At 60.4% G+C, this 22581-nt stretch carries 16 protein-coding genes and 2 pseudogenes; 2 read left to right on the top strand and 16 right to left on the bottom strand.

Annotated elements, in window-relative coordinates; genetic code table 11:
- Positions 1-9 precede the first annotated feature (9 nt).
- The 4 genes from F475_RS20240 to F475_RS20225 all read right to left on the bottom strand — a co-directional run bounded on the left by F475_RS20240 (position 10) and on the right by F475_RS20225 (position 3943).
- The gene (locus F475_RS20240) at positions 10-966 is read right to left on the bottom strand and encodes a 2-hydroxyacid dehydrogenase (protein WP_111454584.1); all 957 of its coding nucleotides are present in this window, start codon (positions 964-966) and stop codon (positions 10-12) included.
- 34 nt (positions 967-1000) lie between these two features.
- On the bottom strand, positions 1001-1759 hold the full coding sequence (locus F475_RS20235; protein WP_111454583.1) for an SDR family oxidoreductase: 759 nt from the start codon (positions 1757-1759) through the stop codon (positions 1001-1003).
- 43 nt (positions 1760-1802) lie between these two features.
- Positions 1803-2495 carry a fumarylacetoacetate hydrolase family protein gene (locus F475_RS20230; RefSeq protein WP_111454582.1) on the bottom strand — a complete coding sequence of 231 codons (693 nt, stop codon included), beginning with the start codon at positions 2493-2495 and terminating at the stop codon, positions 1803-1805.
- A gap of 98 nt (positions 2496-2593) precedes the next feature.
- The gene (locus F475_RS20225) at positions 2594-3943 is read right to left on the bottom strand and encodes an MFS transporter (protein WP_019649133.1); all 1350 of its coding nucleotides are present in this window, start codon (positions 3941-3943) and stop codon (positions 2594-2596) included.
- A 584-nt stretch (positions 3944-4527) separates the two neighbouring features.
- Between F475_RS20225 and F475_RS20220 the strand changes: the two genes are divergently transcribed.
- The gene (locus F475_RS20220) at positions 4528-5460 is read left to right on the top strand and encodes an AraC family transcriptional regulator (protein ID WP_026286543.1); all 933 of its coding nucleotides are present in this window, start codon (positions 4528-4530) and stop codon (positions 5458-5460) included.
- A gap of 4 nt (positions 5461-5464) precedes the next feature.
- Here F475_RS20220 and F475_RS20215 read toward each other — a convergent pair whose 3' ends face one another.
- Together F475_RS20215 and F475_RS20210 are read right to left on the bottom strand one after the other, a co-directional pair.
- Positions 5465-5830, bottom strand: coding sequence for a response regulator transcription factor (locus F475_RS20215; RefSeq protein ID WP_019578533.1), 366 nt, complete (start codon positions 5828-5830; stop codon positions 5465-5467).
- A 41-nt stretch (positions 5831-5871) separates the two neighbouring features.
- Positions 5872-6864, bottom strand: coding sequence for a response regulator (locus F475_RS20210; RefSeq protein WP_018927749.1), 993 nt, complete (start codon positions 6862-6864; stop codon positions 5872-5874).
- A gap of 353 nt (positions 6865-7217) precedes the next feature.
- On the opposite strand from F475_RS20210, the gene F475_RS20205 reads away from it, so the two are divergent.
- Entirely contained in the window at positions 7218-12272 is a 5055-nt protein-coding gene (locus tag F475_RS20205; protein ID WP_111454581.1) for an ATP-binding sensor histidine kinase, read from the top strand.
- A gap of 57 nt (positions 12273-12329) precedes the next feature.
- Here F475_RS20205 and F475_RS20200 read toward each other — a convergent pair whose 3' ends face one another.
- From F475_RS20200 to F475_RS20155, 10 genes and pseudogenes are all read right to left on the bottom strand, one after another.
- The gene (locus tag F475_RS20200; protein ID WP_018927751.1) at positions 12330-12830 is read right to left on the bottom strand and encodes a helix-turn-helix transcriptional regulator; all 501 of its coding nucleotides are present in this window, start codon (positions 12828-12830) and stop codon (positions 12330-12332) included.
- A 161-nt stretch (positions 12831-12991) separates the two neighbouring features.
- A pseudogene (locus F475_RS30785) lies at positions 12992-13243 on the bottom strand (LysE family translocator); the annotation flags it as partial.
- A 61-nt stretch (positions 13244-13304) separates the two neighbouring features.
- The gene (locus F475_RS20190) at positions 13305-14567 is read right to left on the bottom strand and encodes a TIGR02270 family protein (protein ID WP_111454580.1); all 1263 of its coding nucleotides are present in this window, start codon (positions 14565-14567) and stop codon (positions 13305-13307) included.
- A 79-nt stretch (positions 14568-14646) separates the two neighbouring features.
- Positions 14647-14793: pseudogene (locus tag F475_RS20185) on the bottom strand (IS5/IS1182 family transposase); the annotation flags it as partial.
- 237 nt (positions 14794-15030) lie between these two features.
- Positions 15031-15960: a hypothetical protein gene (locus F475_RS20180; RefSeq protein WP_064617155.1), complete on the bottom strand. Its 930-nt coding sequence runs from the start codon at positions 15958-15960 to the stop codon at positions 15031-15033.
- 18 nt (positions 15961-15978) lie between these two features.
- On the bottom strand, positions 15979-17133 hold the full coding sequence (locus tag F475_RS20175; RefSeq protein ID WP_086945744.1) for a PAAR-like domain-containing protein: 1155 nt from the start codon (positions 17131-17133) through the stop codon (positions 15979-15981).
- Positions 17133-18173 carry a hypothetical protein gene (locus F475_RS20170; protein ID WP_111454579.1) on the bottom strand — a complete coding sequence of 347 codons (1041 nt, stop codon included), beginning with the start codon at positions 18171-18173 and terminating at the stop codon, positions 17133-17135. The genes F475_RS20175 and F475_RS20170 overlap by 1 nt, the downstream gene beginning before the upstream one ends.
- Positions 18170-19282 carry a DUF2169 domain-containing protein gene (locus F475_RS20165; protein ID WP_111454578.1) on the bottom strand — a complete coding sequence of 371 codons (1113 nt, stop codon included), beginning with the start codon at positions 19280-19282 and terminating at the stop codon, positions 18170-18172. The genes F475_RS20170 and F475_RS20165 overlap by 4 nt, the downstream gene beginning before the upstream one ends.
- A 15-nt stretch (positions 19283-19297) precedes the next feature.
- The gene (locus F475_RS20160; protein WP_111454577.1) at positions 19298-19744 is read right to left on the bottom strand and encodes a DUF6484 domain-containing protein; all 447 of its coding nucleotides are present in this window, start codon (positions 19742-19744) and stop codon (positions 19298-19300) included.
- Positions 19745-19755: 11 nt separating this feature from the next.
- Complete coding sequence (locus F475_RS20155) at positions 19756-21957, bottom strand: type VI secretion system Vgr family protein (protein WP_018927758.1); 2202 nt, start codon at positions 21955-21957, stop codon at positions 19756-19758.
- Between the last annotated feature and the right edge of the window lie 624 nt (positions 21958-22581).

Genomic DNA, 22581 nt, shown 5'->3' with positions numbered 1-22581 from the left:
GGTCAACGTTCAGTCAGTCACAGACCCCTGCGGTATTCTCCCGGCGAAACTGTCCACCAGGCTCGCCACCACCATCTCTCCCATTCGCGTGCGAGTCTGCAGCGTCGCACTCGCGCGATGGGGCTGCAGCACCACGTTCTCGTTACTAAACAGTGCCTCGGGGACGTTCGGTTCATCGACAAACACATCCAGTGCCGCACCCGCGATCTCGCCAGCGGCCAGCGCCGTCACCAGATCGACCTCGTTGACCAACTTGCCGCGCGCCACGTTGATCAGATACCCGTCCTTGCCCAGTGCCTGCAGCACCTCGGCATTGATGATGGCTTCAGCCTTGTCGGCAGCGGCCGCGAGAATCAGTGCATCACTGTTGCTGGCCAGCTGCTTCAGATCGGCGATGAACGTGTGGTTCACGTCGCTCATCGGCTGCAGATCGGTGTAACTGATCGGGCAGCCAAACGCTGCGGCCCGGGTCGCTACTGCACGGCCGACCCGGCCCATGCCGACGATCCCGATGCGCATGCCCGACACCTGACGCGCCAACGGCAACGGGGCCAACGGTGTCGGGCTATGGGGCCATTGGCCCGAACGCACATAACGATCACTGGTGCACAGACTCCGGCACACGGCAATCAACAATCCGATGGCCAGGTCGGCGACGTCTTCGGTCAGCGCTCCGATGGTTGCAGTTACGCGGATTCCGCGATCCCGGGCGTAAGCCAGATCCACCGCATCGGTGCCGACGCCATTGACCGCCACCACTTCCAGTTTCGGTAGTTGCGCCATCAGCGCCTGGCTGATTCCGGTATGCCCGCCGGTGATCACCCCGCGAATGTTCGCACTGTGTTCCTGCAAATAAGCCTGCTTGTCGGCCTGCTGGAAGTAACGTCTGACGGTAAACAGCTCATCGAGCCGCGCGTTGATTTCAGGGATCAGGATCGGGCTGAGCTGCAAGACTTCTGGCTTCATGTAAACCTCGTGTAGCGGAATAAAAAAGGCCGGTTTAACCGCGACCGGCAAACGGCATGGCACTGGCCATGACGGTCATGTTCAGGACGTTCGCTTCCAGCGGCAGGTCGGCGATGTAGCGCACGGCATCGGCCACATGTTTGACGTCCACCATCGGCTCCACGGCGATGGTGCCGTTGGCCTGGCGTACGCCTTTGGTCATGCGCACCGACATTTCGGTCAAGGCGTTGCCGATGTCGATCTGGCTGCAGGCGATGTTGAATTCACGCCCGTCCAGGGCCAGGGATTTGGTCAGCCCCAGCACCGCATGTTTGCTGGCGGTGTAGGCGCTGCTGAAGGGGCGTGGGGTATGCGCCGAGATCGAGCCGTTATTGATGATGCGTCCGCCCTGTGGCTGTTGCCGGCGCATCAGTGCGAAGGCACCACGGGCGCAGAGGAAAACGCCGTTGAGGTTGGTGTCGATCACGTTTCGCCACTGCTCGAACGTCAGCTCATCGAGCGGCACTGCAGGGGCGTTGACCCCGGCGTTGTTGAACACCACGTCGAGGCGTCCGTATACCTCGGTGATGGTGGCAAACAGCGCATCGACACTGACCGGGTCGCGCACATCAGTGGGCACCGCCAACGCTTCGTGTCCTTCGCTGAGCGCCAATTCGACCAAGGCCTGCAAAGGCTCCGCTCGGCGACCGGCCAACACCAGGGTGAATCCGTCTGCCATCAGAGCCAGCGCCACGGCGCGGCCGATTCCGCTGCCGGCGCCGGTGACCAGGGCCACTTTCAAAGGACTGGACATGTTGTTATCTCCTTTTTTCAATTCACGAGAGCGTACGTCGGGTTCAAGGTCGCTGACCGACGCGCATTTCCAGTTGGCCGATGCCGTCGATCCCGGCATTGATGATGTCGCCCGGTTGCAGCGCATCAACGCCCGCCGGGCTGCCGGTCATGATCAAGTCACCGGCCCGGAGCGCTACCGATTGCGAGATGCGGCTGATGATTTCACTGACCGACCAGATCTGGCTGTCGAGGCTGTCGCGTTGGCGCTCTTCGCCGTTGACGTTCAGCCACAATTCGCCGTCCGGGTGTCCGGCGCGAGTCACCGGCACGATGGCGGTCATCGGCGCGGCGCCGTCGAACACCTTGGCGCCTTCCCACGGCAAACCATTGCTTTTGGCCGCGCGCTGGACATCACGACGGGTCAGATCGAGACCGGCGGCATAGCCCCAGACATAGGCCAGCGCCTGACTCTCCGGAATATTGGCGCCGCCTTCGCCGATAGCCACGACCAATTCGATTTCGTGGACAAACTCTTCGGTCAATGGCGGGAAAGTCACTTCGCCCGTCGCGTCCACCACGTTGCTCGCCGGTTTCATGAAGAACACCGGCGGCTGGCGGGACTGGCCTTGGGTGTCTGGCCAAGGGTAGTTGCGGCCGACGCAAAATACTCGGCCAACGGGAAAGCGTTGCTGGCTGGCGGCAACCGGCAAGGTCACGGGCAGGTCCGGGGTAAACACGTACTCGGTCATCGTCATTTTTGTAGTCGTCCTGTTTGAAGCGTCAGCGTACGGCGGCAATCTTTTGCAAAGTTGGACGAAAGCCGCCTCGTGTTGGAGAAAAACGGTTTCTTGGCTCAGCGCGCCTTGAGTTCGATGCGATACAAGCGACCGAGCAGCAACGAATAGGACAAGGTGCCCATCAGTGCCACGCCGCCAATGAACCAGAAGGCGTAGGCAAACGAGCCTGTTGCGTGGACGATTCCGCCAATCACAATCGGGGTGACGATCCCGCCGATGTTGGCAGCCAGGCTGGTGACCCCCCCGGTCAATCCGATCAACTCCTTCGGCGCGACTTCCGACACCGCCGCCCACGACGAGGAGGCAATTCCCTGGGCGAAGAAGGCCATGGTCAGAACGGCAATGCAGATCACGTTCGAGTCGGTGAAATTCACCAGCACAATCGACATCCCCAGCATCGAGCCGACCACCAATGGCAACTTGCGAGCGAAGGACATTGAGTAACCACGACGGATCAGCAAGTCGGAGACGATGCCTGCCAGCAGAATGCCGACCGTTGCACCTACGAACGGCAGCACGGCGAAGACCCCGGCCTTGATCATGGTCAGCTTGCGTTCTTCGATCAGGTACGTCGGGAACCAGGTCAGGAAGAAGTACAACGCCGAGGTGCTGGCGAACTTGCCGATGCAAATCGCCCAGATCTGCCGATAGCTGAACAGCTCGGCGATCTGCCGCCAGTTGAACCGGGTGCGCTCCTGACTGCTCTTGACCAGTCCACCGCCGGCTTCGATGTACTTCAGTTCTTCCTGGCTGACGTTCTTGCAGCTCAGCGGATCGCGGTACACGTAGAGCCAGATCACACCAAACACAATGCCGAGTATCCCGGTGCTGTAGAAAACATGGCGCCAGTCATAGGTCGTGGCCAGCCATAACAGCATGCCGGTAAACAATGCCGTGCCCAGATACTGGCCGCACACGTAAATGCTACTGGCCAGGCCCCGTTCACGGGCCGGGAACCATACCGTCACCGCACGGCTGTTGGCCGGAAACGCTGGAGCCTCCATGGCACCGACAGCCAGGCGCAGCCCGAACAGCGAAGCGAACCCAGTGGCAAAGCCTTGGCACACGGTGACCGTCGACCAACTGATCAGCGACACCCCGTAGGTGAACCGGGAACCGAAGCGATCGGCGATGAACCCGGCGGGGACCAGAGCGAGTGCGTAGGTCCAGGCAAACGCGGAAAAAATCAGGCCCATTTCGATCTTGTCCAGGCCCAGGTCCTTGGCCATGAACGGTGCGGCAATCGAGATATTTACGCGGTCGATGTAGTTGATGATGGTCGCAATCAGCAGCAATGACAGCATGAACCAGCGCCGACGCGTCGGTAGTCGCTGAGGCAACAGGGCGTCCCGGGCGCCGGCGCTCACCGACGGCGCGGTGGACGGGGAGGTTTGCGAATTCGACATGGGTAGACCTTCTTATTGTTAGGAGAATCGAGATGTTCGCGCGCAGCCGAAGCCGATGCCCCCAGTGCCGGGGCAGGGCAATCGCTACTTGAATGAGGGCGCGGACAGCTACTGTCAGGCGCTCAGATACGCCTTCGGACTGGCTCGGTCGGGGGAGGGTTGGCGAGGGAAAAAAGCAGGTTCATCACGAGCGCACCTTTTGATTGTTTTTGGAAGGGTCGGGCTGCATTGGTTATTACAGTGGTCGTACAACCTCTCAAAATCAACGGAGGCGTTAGATCGTTTTTTCTCCTGTAAAAGGTTATTCATGCAGGTGTCCAAGAGAAATCAAATCGGCTCATTTCCTTCGTTATGCTTTATTCACTTAATAAGTTGATGTTTTTAAAGGATTAAATATTTTTGTGTGCTCTTATTTTTTTGGACAGGCGACACATCACACACGGATACAATTAGTTCTCTGTGTTTCATTGTCATCCTATGACATGTTGAAGCCAGCGGTGTCTGCCTTCACAATCACTGCGGTCGCCGCCTGCGTCGCGGCGCGACGACAACCTGTCCATGTACCTGTCGAGGATCCTCAGGCGATGTCGTCACCGAGTCGAGTACCCACTTACGTCATGCAGCAACGCAGCGAATTGACGGACTTTTACATCCGCGACAAAAAGGGCCGGCGCGCCGAAACCAGCCCGCATCGCCATGAGTATTTCCAGATCCAGGTCAACCTCGGTGGCGATACCGTGCAGCACATCGGCAACGTCGAGCGGCCGTTTCCGCGCAACACGCTGGCCTTCATCCTGCCGCATCGCGTGCACGTGATTCCGCATCCGGCCGACAGCAATTTCATGGTGATCAACTTTTCCCAGACCTTCCTGTTGCCGCATTTGCAGTGCGACCCGATGGACCTGGAGGAAGTCTCGATTCTGCTGGCACCCGAGTTGTCGCCGTTCCGCTTTCAGGAGCATCTGGATTTCATTCTGTCCGATGAAGATTTCAGCAAAGTCTGTGCCCTGATCGAACAGATGCGCGTGCTCGATGAAAACCGTCAGTTCGGCACTCGCGAGATGCTCAAGGGGTTGTTGCTGCAACTGGTGGGGAGCGTTTGTGCCTTGTATGCCGAGCCGCTCAAACGGTTGGCCGAAGAGAATGCCGCCGAAGTCAGCCGACGCGATGCGCTGAGCAGGATGTCCGAATACTTGCGCAAGAACATTGCCGATCCCGACCTCAACCTGATCAAGGTGGCTGCTGCGACTTACCTGTCACCGACATACCTGACGCACTGGTTGCGCAAGGAAATCGGCAAGACCTTCACTGAGCTGGTGCTCGAGCGCAGGATGCACGCGGCACGCAATTATTTGCTCAATGGGACACGACCAGTGGGGGAGGTGGCAAGGTTGTGCGGTTTCGCTGACGAGGCTTATTTTTCGCGACGCTTCCGCCAGATCCACGGCCAGCCTCCAGGGCAATTCAGGCGTCAGCAACTCAATCCTGATACGCCGCAATCACCGTCCAACACGTGATTGTTCATCGCTCACGTTGCAGCGCAAACTCGACGGCGCTTAGCAAGGCATCGCCGTTGAAGGGTTTACGCAAGCATTCGATGGGCTCATAGCGGCTGGATTCGGCCAGTGTGGCTTCATCCCAGTGTGCCGACATGCAAATCACTGGAAACTTTCTGCCCTTGAGCGTCAGCGCGCGCATGACGTCCAGCCCTGACAGGCCGTTCATTTTCAGATCCAACAGCAGGCAGGCAACGTCATCGAAGTTTTCGAGGGCCAGGAATTCCTCGCCCGAGGCGAACACCCGAGAACGGTATCCGGCCGACCGGAGCAGATTGGCCAGGCTTTTGCGTACGGACGCATCGTCGTCCACGATGCAGACGATGATCATGGCGCTACGGGATGATTCGGGGGCGCAGCCAGTCTCCGTAGTCATGAAGAACCCTGCATGCCAAACGCTGGCTCCGTGCTGATCAAACCATACAGCTTGACCAGATTGACCAGCGAGCGTGTCTGCATTTTCTCCATGATGTGTTTGCGATGGACCTTGGCGGTGACTTCACTGGTGCCCAGCTGGTTGGCGATGTGCTTGTTGGACAGACCCGCGACGATCAGCGGCAGCACTTCGCGCTCACGGGGGGTCAACAGGGCAGCCCTTTGACGGGCGCTTTGTATGCGTTGCCATTGCTCGAACGCCGTCGCTGCACGCTGACGGGTGGCGCGCAGGGTGTCCAACAACTGGTCGTCGTTGAATGGTTTGGTCAGGAATTCGACCGCACCTGCTTTCATGGCCTGCACCGACATCGAGATGGTGCCGAAACCGGTCATGAAAATGACCGGCCACGGATGCCCGCGCTGTCCGAGCGCCGATTGAAGTTCCAGGCCTGTCGTTTCGGGCAGACTGACGTCAAGCAACAGGCAAGCGGGGCCGGTGTCGAGGTCAGCGTTGAGCAATTCTTCGGCCGAGGCGAATATCCGGTGCGCGATGCCTTCAGCCCGCAGCAGTCGGCTGAGAGCTGTACGCACGCTCGCTTCATCGTCGACGATGAACACCGGCACGCTGTCAGGATCGATCGTCTCCTGATCCTCTGGCGCCAAAGGGCCCGGTGCCACCGGATGGAACAGGGGCAGGGGCGGTTCACGTTTTTTCAATAATCGGTAACCTCGGCGCGGGACCGTCTGGATAAGTTCTTTTTCCCCGAGCAGCTTGCGCAGCGAGGAAATCTGCACCTGCAGATTGTTTTCCTCGACGACGGTGTCGGGCCAGACCTGTGTGATCAATTCATCTTTGCTGACAATCCGGCCATCGGCGTGCATCAGCACCGAGAGGATTTCGAACGCCCGGCCCCCGACACGCAGCGGCCGTCCATCAAGAAAGGCTTCGCGCCGCTCCAGGGAAATAGTGGCTTGGCCGAGTCGGATCATGCGTTCCTCTGCACTGCGTGGATGGAGAGTGACGCCGGAGCATCGATTCATCAGAGGTACACGCTAGGGGACGGCCCCGCATAATGCAATTATCCCGAGGGATAACACACCGTGATTTCAGTGCGCAAAAACCATCGGCAACGGGGCAGCAAGACAGCCATCATGGTGCCGATTACGGACAGGATTACCGGCATGCAGCCGTTGGGCCAGAGCCTTGCGTATACTCCAGGGCTCAGCCCGAAACGAATCTTCAGCGGTGATTGTTCATGTCCAGCCGTCCTCTCTCATCATCCGGTTCCCGCAGTCTTGAGGTCGTCCACGATGAAGCCTGGCTGGAACGCTGCACCTTCTCCATGCTGCGCCGGGAAAATGACCTGACCTGGTTCACGCTTCAGGACCGGCCGTCGGGCACACACTGGCTTGCCGCCCGGGCACCGATTCAGCTGCCCGCCACGTGCCAGCGGCTGGAGCGCGATTTTCATCTGCGCCTGGATCCGGCATGGGCGATTGCACCTGTCGCGTTTATCCGCTCGGCCGAGGGGCCCTTGTTGATCTATCCCGCGTCGGGGACGCCGCTGATGGATCTGATCGGTGACGCCGGGCTGCCGCTGGGGCGCTTGTTGGCCATTGCCGTGGCGGCGGCCAACGCGCTGGCCAGCGCGCAGAACGCGGGTGTGCGCCATGCCAGCCTGCTGCCCCACCACTTGATGGTGGAAACCGCCGATTCGGTCAGACTCCTGGGTTTTCACAGTCATGCCGCAGAGGCGCCCACCGCTGAGTTGCCCGGTCTGGAACAATGGCCGTACCTGGCGCCCGAACAGGTACGGCGCGATGCCGCCAGTTTTGACGCGCGCAGCGATATCTACGCCCTGACCGTAATCCTCTATCAAGCGCTGACCGGCCGACTGCCGCTCACCGCCCGCGACCCCTCGCAATGGCTGCACGTGCACGCCGCCGTGCAACCGCAATCACCGGCAATCCATGTTGCCGATCTGCCGGAAGGCATCTGCCAAGTGCTGCTCAAAGGCTTGGCGAAGGAACCGGGTGCCCGCTATCAGCGCGCAGAGTCGATGGCCGCGGATCTGGCCTGGTGCCAACAGCAGTGGCTGGAGCACGAGCGCATCGATGGGTTTCGGCTGGGCGCCTTCGATGCGTTGCCTTCTGCGGCCCGCGGTGATGTTCTGTTCGGCCGCGAGGCCGAACGCATGCAGTTGATCGAGCAGATAAGTCAGGTGCGCAGCGATGGCATCGCCCGGGTCCTGCTGGTCGGTGGCGCGCCGGGTGCCGGCAAGTCGACGCTGATCCACCAGGGTGTCCGGCCCTTGGCGCCCGGCTACTGGGCCAGCGGAAAGAGCAATCTGCTGCAGCAGGAAATTCCCTTTGCGCCATTGGCAGAGATCCTCAAGTCGCTGATGACCCAACTGCTGGGCAAGCCGGCTCTGGAACTGGAGACGCTGGGCGAGCAACTGATCGAACGCCTCAAGGGACGGGGTAAACTCCTGGCGGAGCTGGCGCCCGAGGCCGAGCTGGTCATCGGTGTCGCGCCTGAACTGCCGAACATGCCGGCCCGGCATGCGCTTGATCGCGCCAATCAAACGCTGCTCGATGTTTTGGAAGTCTTCGCTCAGCCGGGACGACCCCTGGTGCTATTCGTAGATGATGTGCAGTGGGCCGACGACTCGACGCTGTCGTTCTTGCAAGCCTTCATCGCCCGGCCGCCCCGGCATCTGGCGCTCATTCTGGCGTACCGTGAGGCCGAATCGCAGTCCCTCCAGCGTGAGGGTGGATTGCTGCAGGTGTTGGAGCATGGGCAATCGTTACCCTGTACAAGCGTCATGCTGGGTCCACTATCGGTGCCAGCAGTCGCGGAACTGATCGCCGCTGAACTGGACACCGACCCCGAGGCTATCGAGTCGCTCGCACCAGTCGTGCACTACAAGACGGCCGGCAACCCTCTTTTCATCAGCCAGGTGTTGCGCGCGTTGATCGATGAACGTCTGGTGTGCTTCGACGTGCACGGTCGCCGCTGGGTCTGGAACCAGGAGGAGGTGGATGGTTACCGTTATGCCGATAACGTCGCGGACTTGATGGTGCAGCGATTCGAACGGCTGGCACCGATGGAACGCGAAGTGTTGCGCACGGCCGGATATGTCGGCGGGCGCTGTGATGAATCGCTGCTGCACCGGTTGTTACCGTGTGATCAGCAACAGATCAACCGTGAAGTGCAAAGTCTGGTCGATGCCGGTTTTCTGTTGCGTGAGCGCGAGCAACTGGTGTTTCCCCACGACCGTGTACTTGAGGCAGCCTGTCGGCTTGCTGCGCCAGCGGGACGCGCCGCCGAGCATGCCCGTATCGCCGTCGCCATGCTTGATCAGTGGGGTGAGCAGATCCATGAGCGTGTATTTGAAGTCGCCAGCCAGGTTCAGCGTATTGACGTGGATAAACTGGAGGCGCATCGCCGTGCCGCGTTCGTCGAGCTGTTGGTCGAAGCTGCCGAACGTGCCAGGGACACCGCGGCTGTCGAGCAGGCCGTGGGCTATCTGCGCACGGCCGAGCGTCTGCTCGGGCAGACCGGTTGGTCGAGCCTTTACACTCAGGCGTTTGCCACCCAATGGCTGACTGCCGAATGTGACATGCTGCTGGCCGATCTGGCCAGCGCCCAACACCGCCTCGACGACTGCCTGAATCACGCCACCACAGCGCTCGACCGCGCGAAAACCTATCGGTTACGGGCCACCTTGCGCACGTTGCACTCCGATTACGAGGGTGCGATAACCGAGGCGTTGACCGGGTTGGCCCTGCTGGATATTCCCCTGCAGCGCAAGCCCTCGCACGATCAGCTGAACCTCGTGTTTGCCCAGGTACGCGCACTCGTGGGCGCGCGCCGCATCGCCGATCTGGTGCATTTGCCCAAGGCCGAAGACCCGCTTGTCGAAGTGGCCATGGAGTTGCTCAGCACGTTGATTTCCTCGTTCTTCGTCAACGACGACATTCGTTTTCTGCATTTGGCGAAAATGGTCGAACTTACGTTGATGCATGGCACCACGCCGAGCAGCGGTTATGGGTTTGCCTGGTTTGGCGTGATGATTGCCGAGCGCTATGGCGAGTATGTGGACGGGCAGTCCTTCGCTGAAGTGGCCCTTGAACTCACTGACAAACACGGCTACGAAGCCGGACGCACAGGTACGCTGGTGGCGCTTGATCAAGTCAGCCCGTGGACCCGACCGATGGCGTACGCCCGACAGAAGGCGTTCGCAGCATTCGAGTGCGGTCAGGCCGGCGGTGACCTGGGTATGTCCTGTTATGCCTGCAACCACATCGGCTCCGATCTGTTGTTCATGGGCGAACCCTTACAACGAGTGTTGAGCGAACTGGAGCATGGCCTGGCCTGGGTGCGTCAGTTTCACTATATCGACATCGAACGCATCCTGCTGGCGCAACAGGCGTACGCCAGCGATCTGCGCGATGGGCGTCAGCACCGGCCGCTGACCGAACTGGACGGCACTGAACATGACCGTTTCGGCCCCATCGACCGCACCAGCGTGTCACAGCCGACTCTGTTCTGGACGTGGCTGTATTCAGGCATGTCCGCGTTTTACTACGGCGATATCCCTTACGCATTGCGGCGTTTCGAAGAGGCGGCCGCGCTGACCTGGTCCATTCCGGCGCACATCAATCTCGCCGATTACTACCTGTTCTACAGCCTGGCGCTGGGCAGTGCGCAGGCACCGGGGGAGGTGGCCGATAAACTGGAACAACTCGAACGGCAACGTCTGCGGTTTCTGTCATGGGTCGAGCTCAACCCGGCAACCTTTCGCAACAAATTGCTGCTGATCGAAGGGGTCATCGCCCGTTTACGCGGTCAGGAGCTGGTTGCCATCCGCTGTTTTGATCAGTCCCAGATCGCTGCTGCAGCGGCCGGTTTCATCCACGAGCAGGCGCTGGCGCATGAACAGCTAGCCGATATCTGCTTACCTAACGGGCTGGTGTCGGGTGCCAATCACCACCTGCGCGTCGCGCGCGACTGTTACAACCTCTGGGGGGCCAACAGCAAGGCCCGCCAGCTGGAAGCCTTGCACCCGTTTCTGAGCGCAGAGTCGTCGTTCGAACCTGTCCGGCCTGTGACCCAGGTCCGCCTCGATCTTGAAGTGGGAATCGAGGCGGCGCGCGCACTTTCGCAAGAGGTATTGCTGGAACGACTGGTCGAAACCCTGATGAACCACCTGATGATTCAGGCGGGTGCCGATCATGGCGTTCTGATGATTGTCAGCGGCGCCGAGCTGCAACTCGCGGCAACCGCTTCTGTCGAGGCCGGCAACGTGCGGGTCGCGCTGGACACCGGGCAGCCGCTCGAACAGATGGCGCCTGCCTCGGTGCTCAACGCCAGCAAGCGCACCCGCAACACTCTGGTGCTCGACGATGCCCGGGCAGATTGTCCCGAGGCCTACAGCGCCGACCTCCTACAGCGCCAGACGCGTTCCATGTTGTGCCTGCCGTTGCTCAGACAAGGCACATTGATCGGTCTGGTCTATCTCGAAAACAGCCTGGTCCCCAAGCTGTTCAGCGCCGAGCGCCTGACCATGCTGGAAATACTCGCCTCCCAGGCCGCCGTGTCACTGCATACCGCCAGGCTGTATGCGCAGCTGGTCGAAGACACCCGACTGCGTGCGCAAATGGAAGCGGACTTGCGCAGTTCCCGGGCAGAACTGGCGCGTAGCTCGCACCTTAAAGTCATGGGCGAGTTGTCTGCTTCGATTGCCCATGAAATCAGCCAGCCGCTGCTGGGCATCTTGTCTAACGCCTCGGCGAGCCTGCGCTGGCTTAAGCGCGATCAGCCCGATCTGGAAGAGGCGATTCAGGGGTTGGAAGACATTCGCTCAGACAGCGCCCGCGCCGCCGATATTGTCCAGGCACTTCGCGCGCTCGCCAAACAGGCGCCGTTGCAACGGCTACCGGTGCAGATCGACGAGTTGATCGGTGAGGTCGTGCGCCTGACCGCCACCGATCTGGCGAACCGCAACGTGCAACTGCAAACCCGGCTTGATGCGCAATGCCCGGTTTGGGTCGATGCGGTGCAGATCCAGCAAGTGGTGTTCAACCTGATCACCAATGCGCAGGAAGCCATCGCCGGAGCCGGGTTGCCAGATGGACGCATCATCATCGGCTCAGCGGTCAAGGACGATCATGTTCAAGTCTGCTTCCAGGACAATGGGCCGGGAATTGACGCACCACAGCGCGAGCAAATCTTCGATGCGTTCTACACCACCAAAGGCAGCGGCATGGGGATGGGGCTGGCCATCTGCAGGTCAGTGATCGGTGCGCACGGCGGGACGCTGGTGGTCCAGGACAGCGAGCAGGGCGCCAGGATCTGTTTCAATCTGCCGATCGCGGCGGCCAGCGTCGGATAAAAAAAGGCCGCATGAGCGGCCAAAGGGGAGGAGTTCGTTCTGTTGGCCTCGATCAGTTCACGCGTGCAGCGCCTGCGCGCGAAGTTGTCGCAAGCCGTCGACCACGCTATCGGGGATTCTCCTGTCGGATATGTCTCGATCAATCATTGGTGTGTTGGGACGTCGGTTTGTGATCACGTGATCAACGGCCCGCCGCCAGGCCTTGGGTGTCATCCCTTCCAGCCGGCTAAAGGTGTGGGTGAAATGCGAGTGGTCCGCGAAACCGCATTCATAGACGACGTCGGTGATCGGCATCGAGGTGATCAGCAGGCTTTTGGCTTTTTCGATTTTCATCCTCACCAGCCAACCTTGGGGTGAGTGTCCGGTACTTTTTTTGAACGCCCGGGAAAAATGGCTGCGCGAAAGGTTGCAGTGTTCGGCAATCTCGCTGATGCGAACGCAACTGCCCATATCACGCAGCATCAGTTCCTTGGCGCGGCGCTCTTGCCAGCTGGACAGGGCGCCCAGCGGTCTCGCAAGTTCACATGGATGGTCTGAATTCACCGATTGCGGGTTCATGGCGGCTCTCCTGATCGTTAGGGAAAGTCTGTCCGCCGGCGACCTTTAAAGTCCTTAATCAAACCTTAAGAATTATGAAACGCCACGACCGATCGGCGTGGGTGATTAAAGCCATACGAGGTGGGCGCGCGTAGGGTGCTCGGCGGGGCGAGTCCCTTGCTCTATTTTTGGCTGAGCGCCGCGATCGATACCCCCGATGCCACAAACGTCAGTCCTGCCCCCACGTTCAGACCATTCACAAGTCGTGGCCGATGGCGTAGAAAACCGGAAAGTGTAGTGGCGAAAGCGTCCATGAGCGCGAATCCAGCTGCCGTAAGTACAGCAAACCAAACGCCGTACACGAGCATCTGGATACTCACTGAGCCGCGGTGCGGGTCGACAAACTGCGGAATGAATGCCAGCACGAAAAGGCCCAACCATTTAAGTATTTCCAAACTGTCTGGCTTAGGGGCTGCATTCTATTTTGGCAAAATCTCAGAGGGGCCGAACGGGCGACGCCGGCTCCCCCAACAACATCTTTTGCCGCCAGGCGGGTGCGCTGGTGGGGAACAGCACTTCGTTTGGTCGCCAGCGAGCAACGCCGAAGGCGGCCGCAATACGCTGGCGTTGCTGGCCCTGGACAAGGGCGCGCCGGTAACTGCTCTCGCTCTGCTGTAGCCCCAGCACATAGCCCATGCCCGCCTGGAAATCGCCTCCATGGGCCCGCCACCAGGCGGCAATCAATTGCGGGTCGGGCCAGGGCAGGTTTTCATCGGGGTCCATGGCGACATTAGCGTCCTCAGGATCGTCGTTCGGGCCGGCATCGAAATCCGGCATGTCCTGCAATTCCAGGTCGAGCAGCCCCAGGTCAGCGCCAGTGATCAGACTGAAGGCTTCGCCGGCGACGCGGGCATGAGACAGGTCGCTCATCTGCTGGATCAACCAGGGCACACTGAACGGATCGCCCAGCAGCCCGATGGCCTGGATGCCGATGCGCTGTTGCTCAGGGTTCTCTATCAATTGGCGTATCCAGGCGATGCTGTTTTCACGCTTTTGCCAGGCCAGCAATACGCAGAGCGCGCGGTACTGGAACTCGCCCGGTTGCTCGGCGAACTGGCGCAGCGGTTCCAGGGCGTGCTCATCGCCCATCTGTGCGGTGGCCCAATTGGCCCAGAAGCGCGTGGCTGGATCCGGGTGTAGACGGTGGGCACGAATTGTCGGCATCAGGTCACGACGACGCAGCTCGCCGGCAGTGCGGGCGGCACGTGCCAGCACGCTTGGGTCGGCGTGGGAAAGTCCGGTAAGCAGGGCAGGGCCAGGGTCGTAGCGGTGCATGCCGCAGGCGGCCAGGCCGAGGCGGTGGAACAGGGGTTCAGGGGAGGCGAGCATGCGGTCGATCCAGGGCGAGATCAGTTCCCACTCCAGCCAACCGAGTGCGGCCGAGAAAAAGCGCTCGGCTTCGGGGTATTCGTGCAGATGTACACTGAGCTTGTAGAGTGCGACGCTATTGCCGGACTCGAAGGCTAGCACGACGGCGGCAAAGACTTCTGCGCGGGTATTCGGCCGGAACTGCAGCAGAGTCTCCAGACCGGCTGAACCGGCGACCCTTAGGCCATCGAGATGGGCCTCGATACGCCGTTCAAGGGTGTGCAGGTCGTTCAGGCTGTAGTGCGGGGCACACACGGCATGGTCACGAAGATCGACGAGAAAACCGGCTTCGTCGGCGTGTTGATCGATCACCAAGGAGACTATTTTCAATAGGGACTTCTCAGTTATGGAGTGGCGTATTTTAAAATTGAAAGCGTTTAAATGTTATCTGGATATATAACCTGCGCCCAAGATGCATGTGCAACATTGCCATCAGCGGATAACCCGGATGACCGCCTTCACCTGTCGAGTAGTGCGGCTCGATCAGGAACAACTCCTTGCGGGTCTGCTTGCGCTTGGCGGCGCACTCAGCACCGACGAAGGTCATCTGCTTCATGGCTAAACTGGGATAGCGGAGTCGGCGTATTTCACCAGAAACGTGATCTCTTCAGGTCTAACACAGGCGGAAAAGCAAAGCGAAGCGACTCTCTCGTGCACCTCGGCAACTGCCACTGCCTGAAACCACCTTGTTGCTAGGTTTCAACGACCTTTCCAATTTCCACTAGGTGTTTAGGAAGAGGAGCGGAAAATTGCCGAGCGCCTACCGTGGGAGTCCCTCCCCCCTAAGTCTCCTTCACTGGTCGAAGAAGCTCAGCAGTGGTTTCCAGCGCTGGCCGTCGAACTCGAACAATTCCTTGCCTCCGACCGACCAGAGCCCCTCTTCAGTGGTTCTCAGGCGGTAAGTGGAGGAGGGGAATACCTCATCATCGGGTGGCGCGAGGGGAATCAGTTCATTGCCGACGATTTCATAGAGCCGACGCATATCGGATACGAACACGCGCCCGGCGAAAGAGGCGACACCCCACAGCTTCTCGCACGTTTCGTCCTGCTCGATCAGGGTCCAGACATCACCGCGTCCCTTGAGAATGACGCCCTCGTCGCCCACAGCATATACCGAGCCATCCTCGGCGCAGACTAGATCGAAAAGGTCCAGGTTGGTCGGGGCGTCCAGGCGTTCCCAGCCGGCTGCTGTTCGTCGGCAGAGCAATCCTTGCCAGCCGACGGCATACAGCTCATCGCTGGAAAAGGCCGCCACCGCTTCCACGGCCAGATCCAAGGCTTGTTCGCCTGGTAGTAAGGGAATCGTTTCCGCTTCCCAGAGGGTCCAGTCGCGGCTGCAGTACACCTGTAGGACCGTACCCACCACCAGTGTAAAATCCGCGCCTATGGTCCTGATTGAGCGTAGCGGGCCCTGCGGCTCCACCCCCTCGATGGACGGAAGCTCATGGAAGCTCTGGCCGTCGAACCGAACGAGCTGCCCAGCCTCTCCCAGATAGATGGCTTGTGGATAGGGACGGATCTGGCGGATATCGACCGAACAGGCGTTCCACTCGACAGGAATGGAGGTTAGCTTACCGGCCTCCAGCCAGCTGAGCACTGCATTGGGTTCGTCCTGTTGAAACAGCTCATCGACGGAGACGATCAAGGCGCCACTGCCGGGCGCGACGAGCCGTGCATCGACAAGCGTCATGCCAGGAATCTGTCTTGGAATCTGTAATGGCATGGGGGGCGATCTCCCTATCTAACCGTTCATTAACGCGGTGGACCGCGCCAGCACGCCTTTCTTCGCCCTGCCTGTTTTCCCCATCCCGTAAGAGGAAGGGCGTAAGGTCGCGTTCGGGTCGGTCCGCGCCTCCTGATGGTAGTCCATGAGTTGTGCCTTGAGGCATGCTTCCGAGCAGCCCTTGAAAGTGGTGGAGGCTGATTTCGCACCTATGGTTGCGGCTTCATCTAGGCTCATCTCGCTAGATCCACGGGCCTTCATCGCCACCTTGCGTCTTGCCGAGAGCACCCCGTGAGTGCTAACCGTGGCCGCTTCGCCTTCGGCGCACAGACAGGGTGCCTTGTTGGAGTCGTAATTGTCCCAGCCCGGTCTTTTTCCACCACTCTGACGGTCCGCTCCGGCCTCGACGATGCATTTCACTTCGATGAGGTGGTCGGGCGTCTGGCCGGGACAGCAATGGCCGCTGTCGTAGGGGGTGAGAAAGCAACGCATTGCCCGCTGGCAGGGTCTCTGCGAGGCGCCGCCCAGCCGCCTTTCTAATTGCCTAATGTCTTTACGGATATTATCCAGCGTCTGTTTGTTCGCCCCACCCCTGCGCTCCCTGTCAAATTTCTTGCGCTCATCGGCCACCTGCTGGCCCTCAGGCGGGCAGGTCGCCTTCCGGTTCAGATCGTCCCCGCAGGCCTTCTTTGCAGCGTCGATCTCGTTGTTGCACTGGCCCGTCTTCATGCCGAGCGCCATGCGGTCCAAGTATGTCCAAGGTACAGTATTACCCGGATCGGAAGCGTGGTTATGGGTCGTCATATCCATATGTCGAACCACATTCTCCCCCTCGAACTTCACATCCATCGACCAGGAAGTGAAGTAGACCTTGCCTTTGATCTTGCTGGTGATCACACCCTTCTTCGGCGCACAGCCTGCTTCATCCCCATAGCTGGTCTTGAAGTAACTCTTGTTCTTGAGCATCACTTCCTTACCACTGATCTTCACCGTACGACTGCCCTTGGTCGTGTCCTTGGCCATACCGGTATTCGGATAGGGGATGGGCACTCCTGTTGGCGTGGGTGGCGCCTGGGGCGGGGTGAAGCAGACATCCGGAAAGCAGGCCACCGACTTGCCATCCGCCGCCTTGCAGGAGATCTCCATATTGTTGGCAAAGACCTCATTCGCCATCACGCAGCCCTCACAGTCTGGTAACTGAGCATCGCGGCGGCGCGTTCGCCGGCGTCGTTGCCCAAGTGGCAGAAGATATTCGGGCCTTCGCCATAGCCCTTGCGGCTGGCGGCCAGGGCCACGGCGAGCATCGCCGGGCCGATGGCGGCGCCGACTTCGCCGATGCAGTCGGCGGGGTGCCAGAGGTGGAAGAACTCCTTGCGCACGCGCAGGGTGCGGCTCAGGGCCAGGGACGCTTCCTTGAAGTAGTACTGCTCGCCGGAGATGTCGGTGAGCCGATAATCCATTTGCTCCAACCCACAGCCGACTTCGCTCAGGGCGGCGCGTACGGCTTGAGTAAGGCCGTCGGCGCGCAGGGGAATGTCTTCGGCCTCCACCGTGGCCTTCTCCATACCGAACCCCAGGCCGATGCAGGCCAATTGCGGCTCTTTGCTGGCAACAGGGGCGGCCAGCACCACGGCGGCGGCACCTTCGCCGGGGATAAATCCGTTGGAGTTCTGGCTGGTGAGCAGGCGTTCGCGTGCTTCGAAAGCGGCCAGCGTCGGCCCGCTGAGGAAGGAGTCGACGCCGGCAATCAGCACATGGCGATGGCCGCCCTGGTAGATCAGCGTGCGTGCATTCAGCAGGGCCACGGCAGCGCTGACCCGACCACGGGCAATGACGTTGGAACCGGGATGAAAGCGCAGGCCCAGTTCGGCTTCGATGGCGTGCAGCAGCCCCTTATCGAGACCATCGAGGCGGCCGGGGCGCTCGACTTCCGCCACCCCCAGCAGCAGCGGGGTCTTTTCCGGGTCGACGTTGGGGGTGCTTTGCAGCGCCTCGGCGATGGCCCGGGCGGCCATCTTGATCAGCTTGGTGCGGCCGCGCCAGGGCTGTTCCAAAGGCACGCTGGCGGCAATCAGCCATTCGCCGCCTTGGTCGATAAAGCGGGTTTCCTGGAAATTGTCGATGGCGCAGCGGATCGCCGCGCAGCTCGCGGGTGCGCTGAGGCCGACAGCACTGACCATGCCGGAGCCGATGATGCAAAGCGCGGTCATCAGTCCGTCTCCTCGGGTGCGTGCTTGTTTTTTACCAGGGAGGAGAGCGACGGGTAGTAATCCTTGCCCAGTTCACGGGCGCGCCACCAGCCCGTGGACATCGTGCCGACCAGCACCTGAGCGATCTCGAACATGTTGCGCCGTAGCGGACGGGCGACACGCCAGGTCAGCTGCACCTGGAGCGCATCGGTGTCGATCAGCAGGGTATCGATCACCGCCTGCACAGTCTCATGACCGCCTTTTTTCAGGAAGAAGGTCACCGGCACGTCGATTTCGGGGATGCGAAAGCCCGCGCGCTCCTGGGGCGTGAGGTTGAGCAGCAGCACGTCCTCGCCGCCTCGCAGATACTGGATCTGCTGATCGTCAGGGGCCGCCTGAAAGTAGCGGCGGTCGAAATCACCCGGCAGAAACGGAAAGCAGTCGGCCAACCAGGTCTCGTCATAAGTACCGGCGAAGCGGGCCCGTTGCGGCCAGCTGCGGCCGATGGGGCCGAGGGCCATCGGGCGGTAGTCGCCAGAGGGACTGTCGATCGCCTTGCCCAATTCCTCGGTGTTCGGCATCGGCATGCCAATGATGTCAGCACTACCCATGCGGCGTGGGAACCAGCCACAACCGGTCGGATTGTCCAGGTAGCAGTGACGCATTTCGGAGTCTTTGGCCATCGGATGACTGCCGCCAAAGGCCTGGGCATAAGAGATGTGCTGCTCGGTGAAGGGTTGCGGTAAGCCGGGAGAAACGCCCAATAGCCCCGGTTGCCACTGCCGAGGGCCGAGGACGGAAAAGGCTTTGCTCATCTGACCGACGCGAATGCCCGCAGCCAGTTGCCTCACGGGCCGCCCGCCTGGGGTATAGGCCTTGCCGCGCACCAGCACATCGCAGAATGGCTTGACCGGGGCGAAGTCCATTTCCTGCAGCGGGGCGCTGAGACCAGGCTCGCCGAGGAAGGTATCGGCCATCAGCAGCGGTTGCTGGCTGTCGGCGAGGGTCGCCGCGCGGCCGTCCAGCGGCAGATTGAAAGTGCCTTTGGCCACCACCACCAGGGATTCGCGGCCATCGGGCTCCATGCCCTGGGTATAGGCAGCAAGCAGTTTGCTGGCGTTGAGCAGTTCCATGGGCCGAATACCTGTCTAGTTGATCTGCACCGAACCACCCTTGATGCGGTTGACCCCGCTGGAGCGGCTGGACAGGTAGGCGCCCTGGATAATCACTTTGCCCGCGCGGGTCAGGGTGATACTGGCCTTGCCGCAACGCAGCACGATCTCGCGTTCGGCACTCAATTCCAGGCGCTGGTCGTCCAGTTGCACGCAGGCAACCGGTGCGGGCGCCGCGGCCTGGCCAAGCAGGCGGCCGATCACTAGCGGGCGGAAAGGGTCGCCATCTTCGAACATCAGCGCCACCTGGGTGCCGATGTCTGCAGGGGCGAGCAGGGTGGTGCTGCGGGCGGCGATGCTCTGTTCCTCGGGGCAACCGGGGTAGGTCACCAGGGGCGCACTGGCTTGCGGCAGGTCGAGCAGGACGCCGATGACCACGCCATCGATGCGGGCCTGGGTGGGTAGTGGGTATTGAACCGTCATACGCGTGACTCCTAGTTTTGCAGGATCTTGCGTCCCTTGATCACCACGTTCTTGTTGGCCTTGATGTTGATCGCGCCAGAGCCGTCTATGGTGATGTCCTTGCCGCGGATGCTGATGGTGCCGTCCTTCTTCATGACGATGCTGGCTTTGCCGGTGGTGATGGTCACCGAGTCACCGGCATCGATGACAAGGTCCTTGCCCACCGTCAGCGCATCGTTGTTGTCGATATCGGTCGTGCGTCCTGCACCGACCTTGCGCGATTCGTTTGCCTTTACCGTGGTTGAAAGATTGGCACCCACGTCCACCGAGCGGTTGGCGCCCACATTGGTCGACTGGTAGAGGCCCACATTGACGTTTTGGTAGGCCCCGACATTCACCGTTTGAAAGGCACCGATGACAACTTCCTGCGCTGCGCCGATGGCGATCGTCTCGTTGATACCTACCGCATGGGTGCGCTGCAGGGTCACGGTCGCGGTTTCGTTGGCGCCGACGCTGATCGTGCGGTTGCTGCCAATGTTGATGGTCTCGTTGCTGCCGACGCGTTCCGTACGGTTGACGCCAATGGTGATGGTCTCGTTGTTATCGACGGTTTCGGTGCGGTCGTGTTTGACGTGCACGGTTTCGTCGTTGTCGATGCTCTTGCTGCGGTCGTGGCCGACCCAGTGGGTCTCGTCGTTCTCGACCTCGATGTCCTGGTTCTTCTCGGCGTGGATAAACAGTTGCTCCGCGCCTTTCTTGTCTTCCATGCGGATTTCATTGAAGTTGGCCGGTGAGCCGCCCTTGCTTGAACGGCTCTTCACGCCGCTCTGGGTGGCATTGGCCGGCAGCGTGTAGGGCACGGTCTGTTCGGCGTTGTAGACGCGGCCGGTGATGATCGGCCGATCCGGGTCGCCTTCGAGAAAACTGACAATCACTTCCTGACCGATTCGCGGGATCTGCATCGCCCCCCAGTTCTTGCCGGCCCAGGCCTGGGAGACGCGCATCCAGCAGGAGCTGTTCTCGTTGGATTGGTCGTGGCGATCCCAGTAGAAGTGCACTTTGACCCGGCCATACTGGTCGGTCCAAATCTCCTCGCCATTGGGGCCGACCACCACCGCGGTCTGTGGCCCTCGGACAATCGGCATGGGGGTCAGGGGGAGGGGGTGGAAAACCTGGCTGGCATCCATGCAAGCGAGTTCGCCCACGAACTGCTCGGAGAGATCCTGGGTGCCACTTTCATAGGGCTCCTGGTGGATGTGGTAGCGCGCGCTGACCACCAGGTATTCGCGGTTCTGGTCTTCGCGCTCATAGCCGGTCAGCGAGAACAGGTGGCCGGAGCCCAGTCCGCGGGCACGGCCGCGCAGTTGTACGCGCTCGAACTGGCTGTGGATGGCTTCGATGCGGGTACGCGCATAGTGCTCGCCGTCGTTGCTCTGTGCGTATTCACCGGGGTAGTCGTAGAGCGGGTAGTCGCCGTTGCTGTGGCTGCGCGACACACTGGAGCGCACCTCAAGGTTGGCGCGGGGGCGCTGGAAGTCGTAATCGTTGAGCTCCAGCGAACCGGGTTGGACTTCCCGCGTCAGTTGCCAATCGTAGAAATGATCGCGCTCGCGCATTTGCCGATCGGGTGGGTAGAACGGCACTGAGTCGTAATCTGCCACCGTGGAGTGGGCGCCATAGGCGTCGGCCAACACCAGTACATGACGCGCTTGCTCATGGCGGAAGTAGTAATAGATCCCTTCCTGTTCCATCAAGCGGCTGACGAAATCGAAGCTGGTTTCGCGGTACTGCACGCAATATTCCCACTGGCGGTAGCTGCCGCTCAGGCTGTCTTCGAAATCGGAAAAACCGAGGTCGCGGAACACCTGCTTGATGATGTCCGGCACCGTATTGTTCTGGAAAATCCGGCAATCCGAGGTGCGCGTGAGCAGCCAGAACCAGGGCCGCAGGCTGACGTGGTAGCCGGCGAACTGGCCATGGCCGGTCAGTTGTCGACAGCTGCAGGCAATGCCGTGGAAGTAGCGTTTGCCGCCGTCGTGCAGTTCCAGGGTCAGGCCCATCGGCTTGCCCAGCAAATGGTCGAACGTGATCGCCCGGTCTTCGGAGGTGAGGTTCAATTCGTAGTGGAACAACCGCCCCAATTCTTCGTTGCCTTCCATGCTCCGCAGCAGCAGGACATCGCCGCCGAGGGGGCAGTTGACCTGCACCAAACGGTTGTTTTGCGTGATTGCCATGCACGGCTTCCTCTGCCTCGTGTTTGGGCGTCAGTCGGCCGTCTCGAATACATAACGCAACGTACGACTGAATCCGTTTCCAGCGGATTAACCTTTTGCCCAACGCCTCTTTGGCGTTATCTCTAATCCTTACAATTCAAGGAAGTGTTAGCGCTGTTCAATTCTTGTCAAGAAACTCTCCGACCAGTGGGGTGAACACCGAGGCGTTTCAAGATCGGTGATCGGAGGTCATTATTTAGTATCTTTGGTTATAGGCTTTATTCTAAAAAGTGAGTACCCGCGCAATTTATTCAGGCGCGAATTCAGTCGTGCTTATGAAGAGCATCTTTCAAAGTTGCGTAAAGGATGAGTACTGTAAAACTAAAGTTCGCGCACTTTTAACCACCGAAGACCTGATGACAGCAGAACCGACTATCCTTTCGGATAGTGAACGCTGCACTCTTGGCAAGAAGGGACGCCATGCCAGACTATGATCGCGCCATCGGCTCCACACCCGGCATTACATACGGTGATCGAACCTGTCTGATCGGGCCCTGGTTACTCAGGCCCTGGCTACTCCGGATGGCTTCAATTACGGTTTTCTGTCTTTTCACGGCAACGCCCGGATACGGCCAGAACCTGCCA

Origin of the sequence: Pseudomonas sp. URMO17WK12:I6 (genome assembly GCF_003253625.1) — a bacterium.
In the GTDB taxonomy this organism is placed as follows: Bacteria; Pseudomonadota; Gammaproteobacteria; order Pseudomonadales; family Pseudomonadaceae; genus Aquipseudomonas.
The sequence above is the reverse complement of the archived record's forward strand: the minus strand, read 5'-3'. Positions and strand labels throughout refer to the sequence as shown.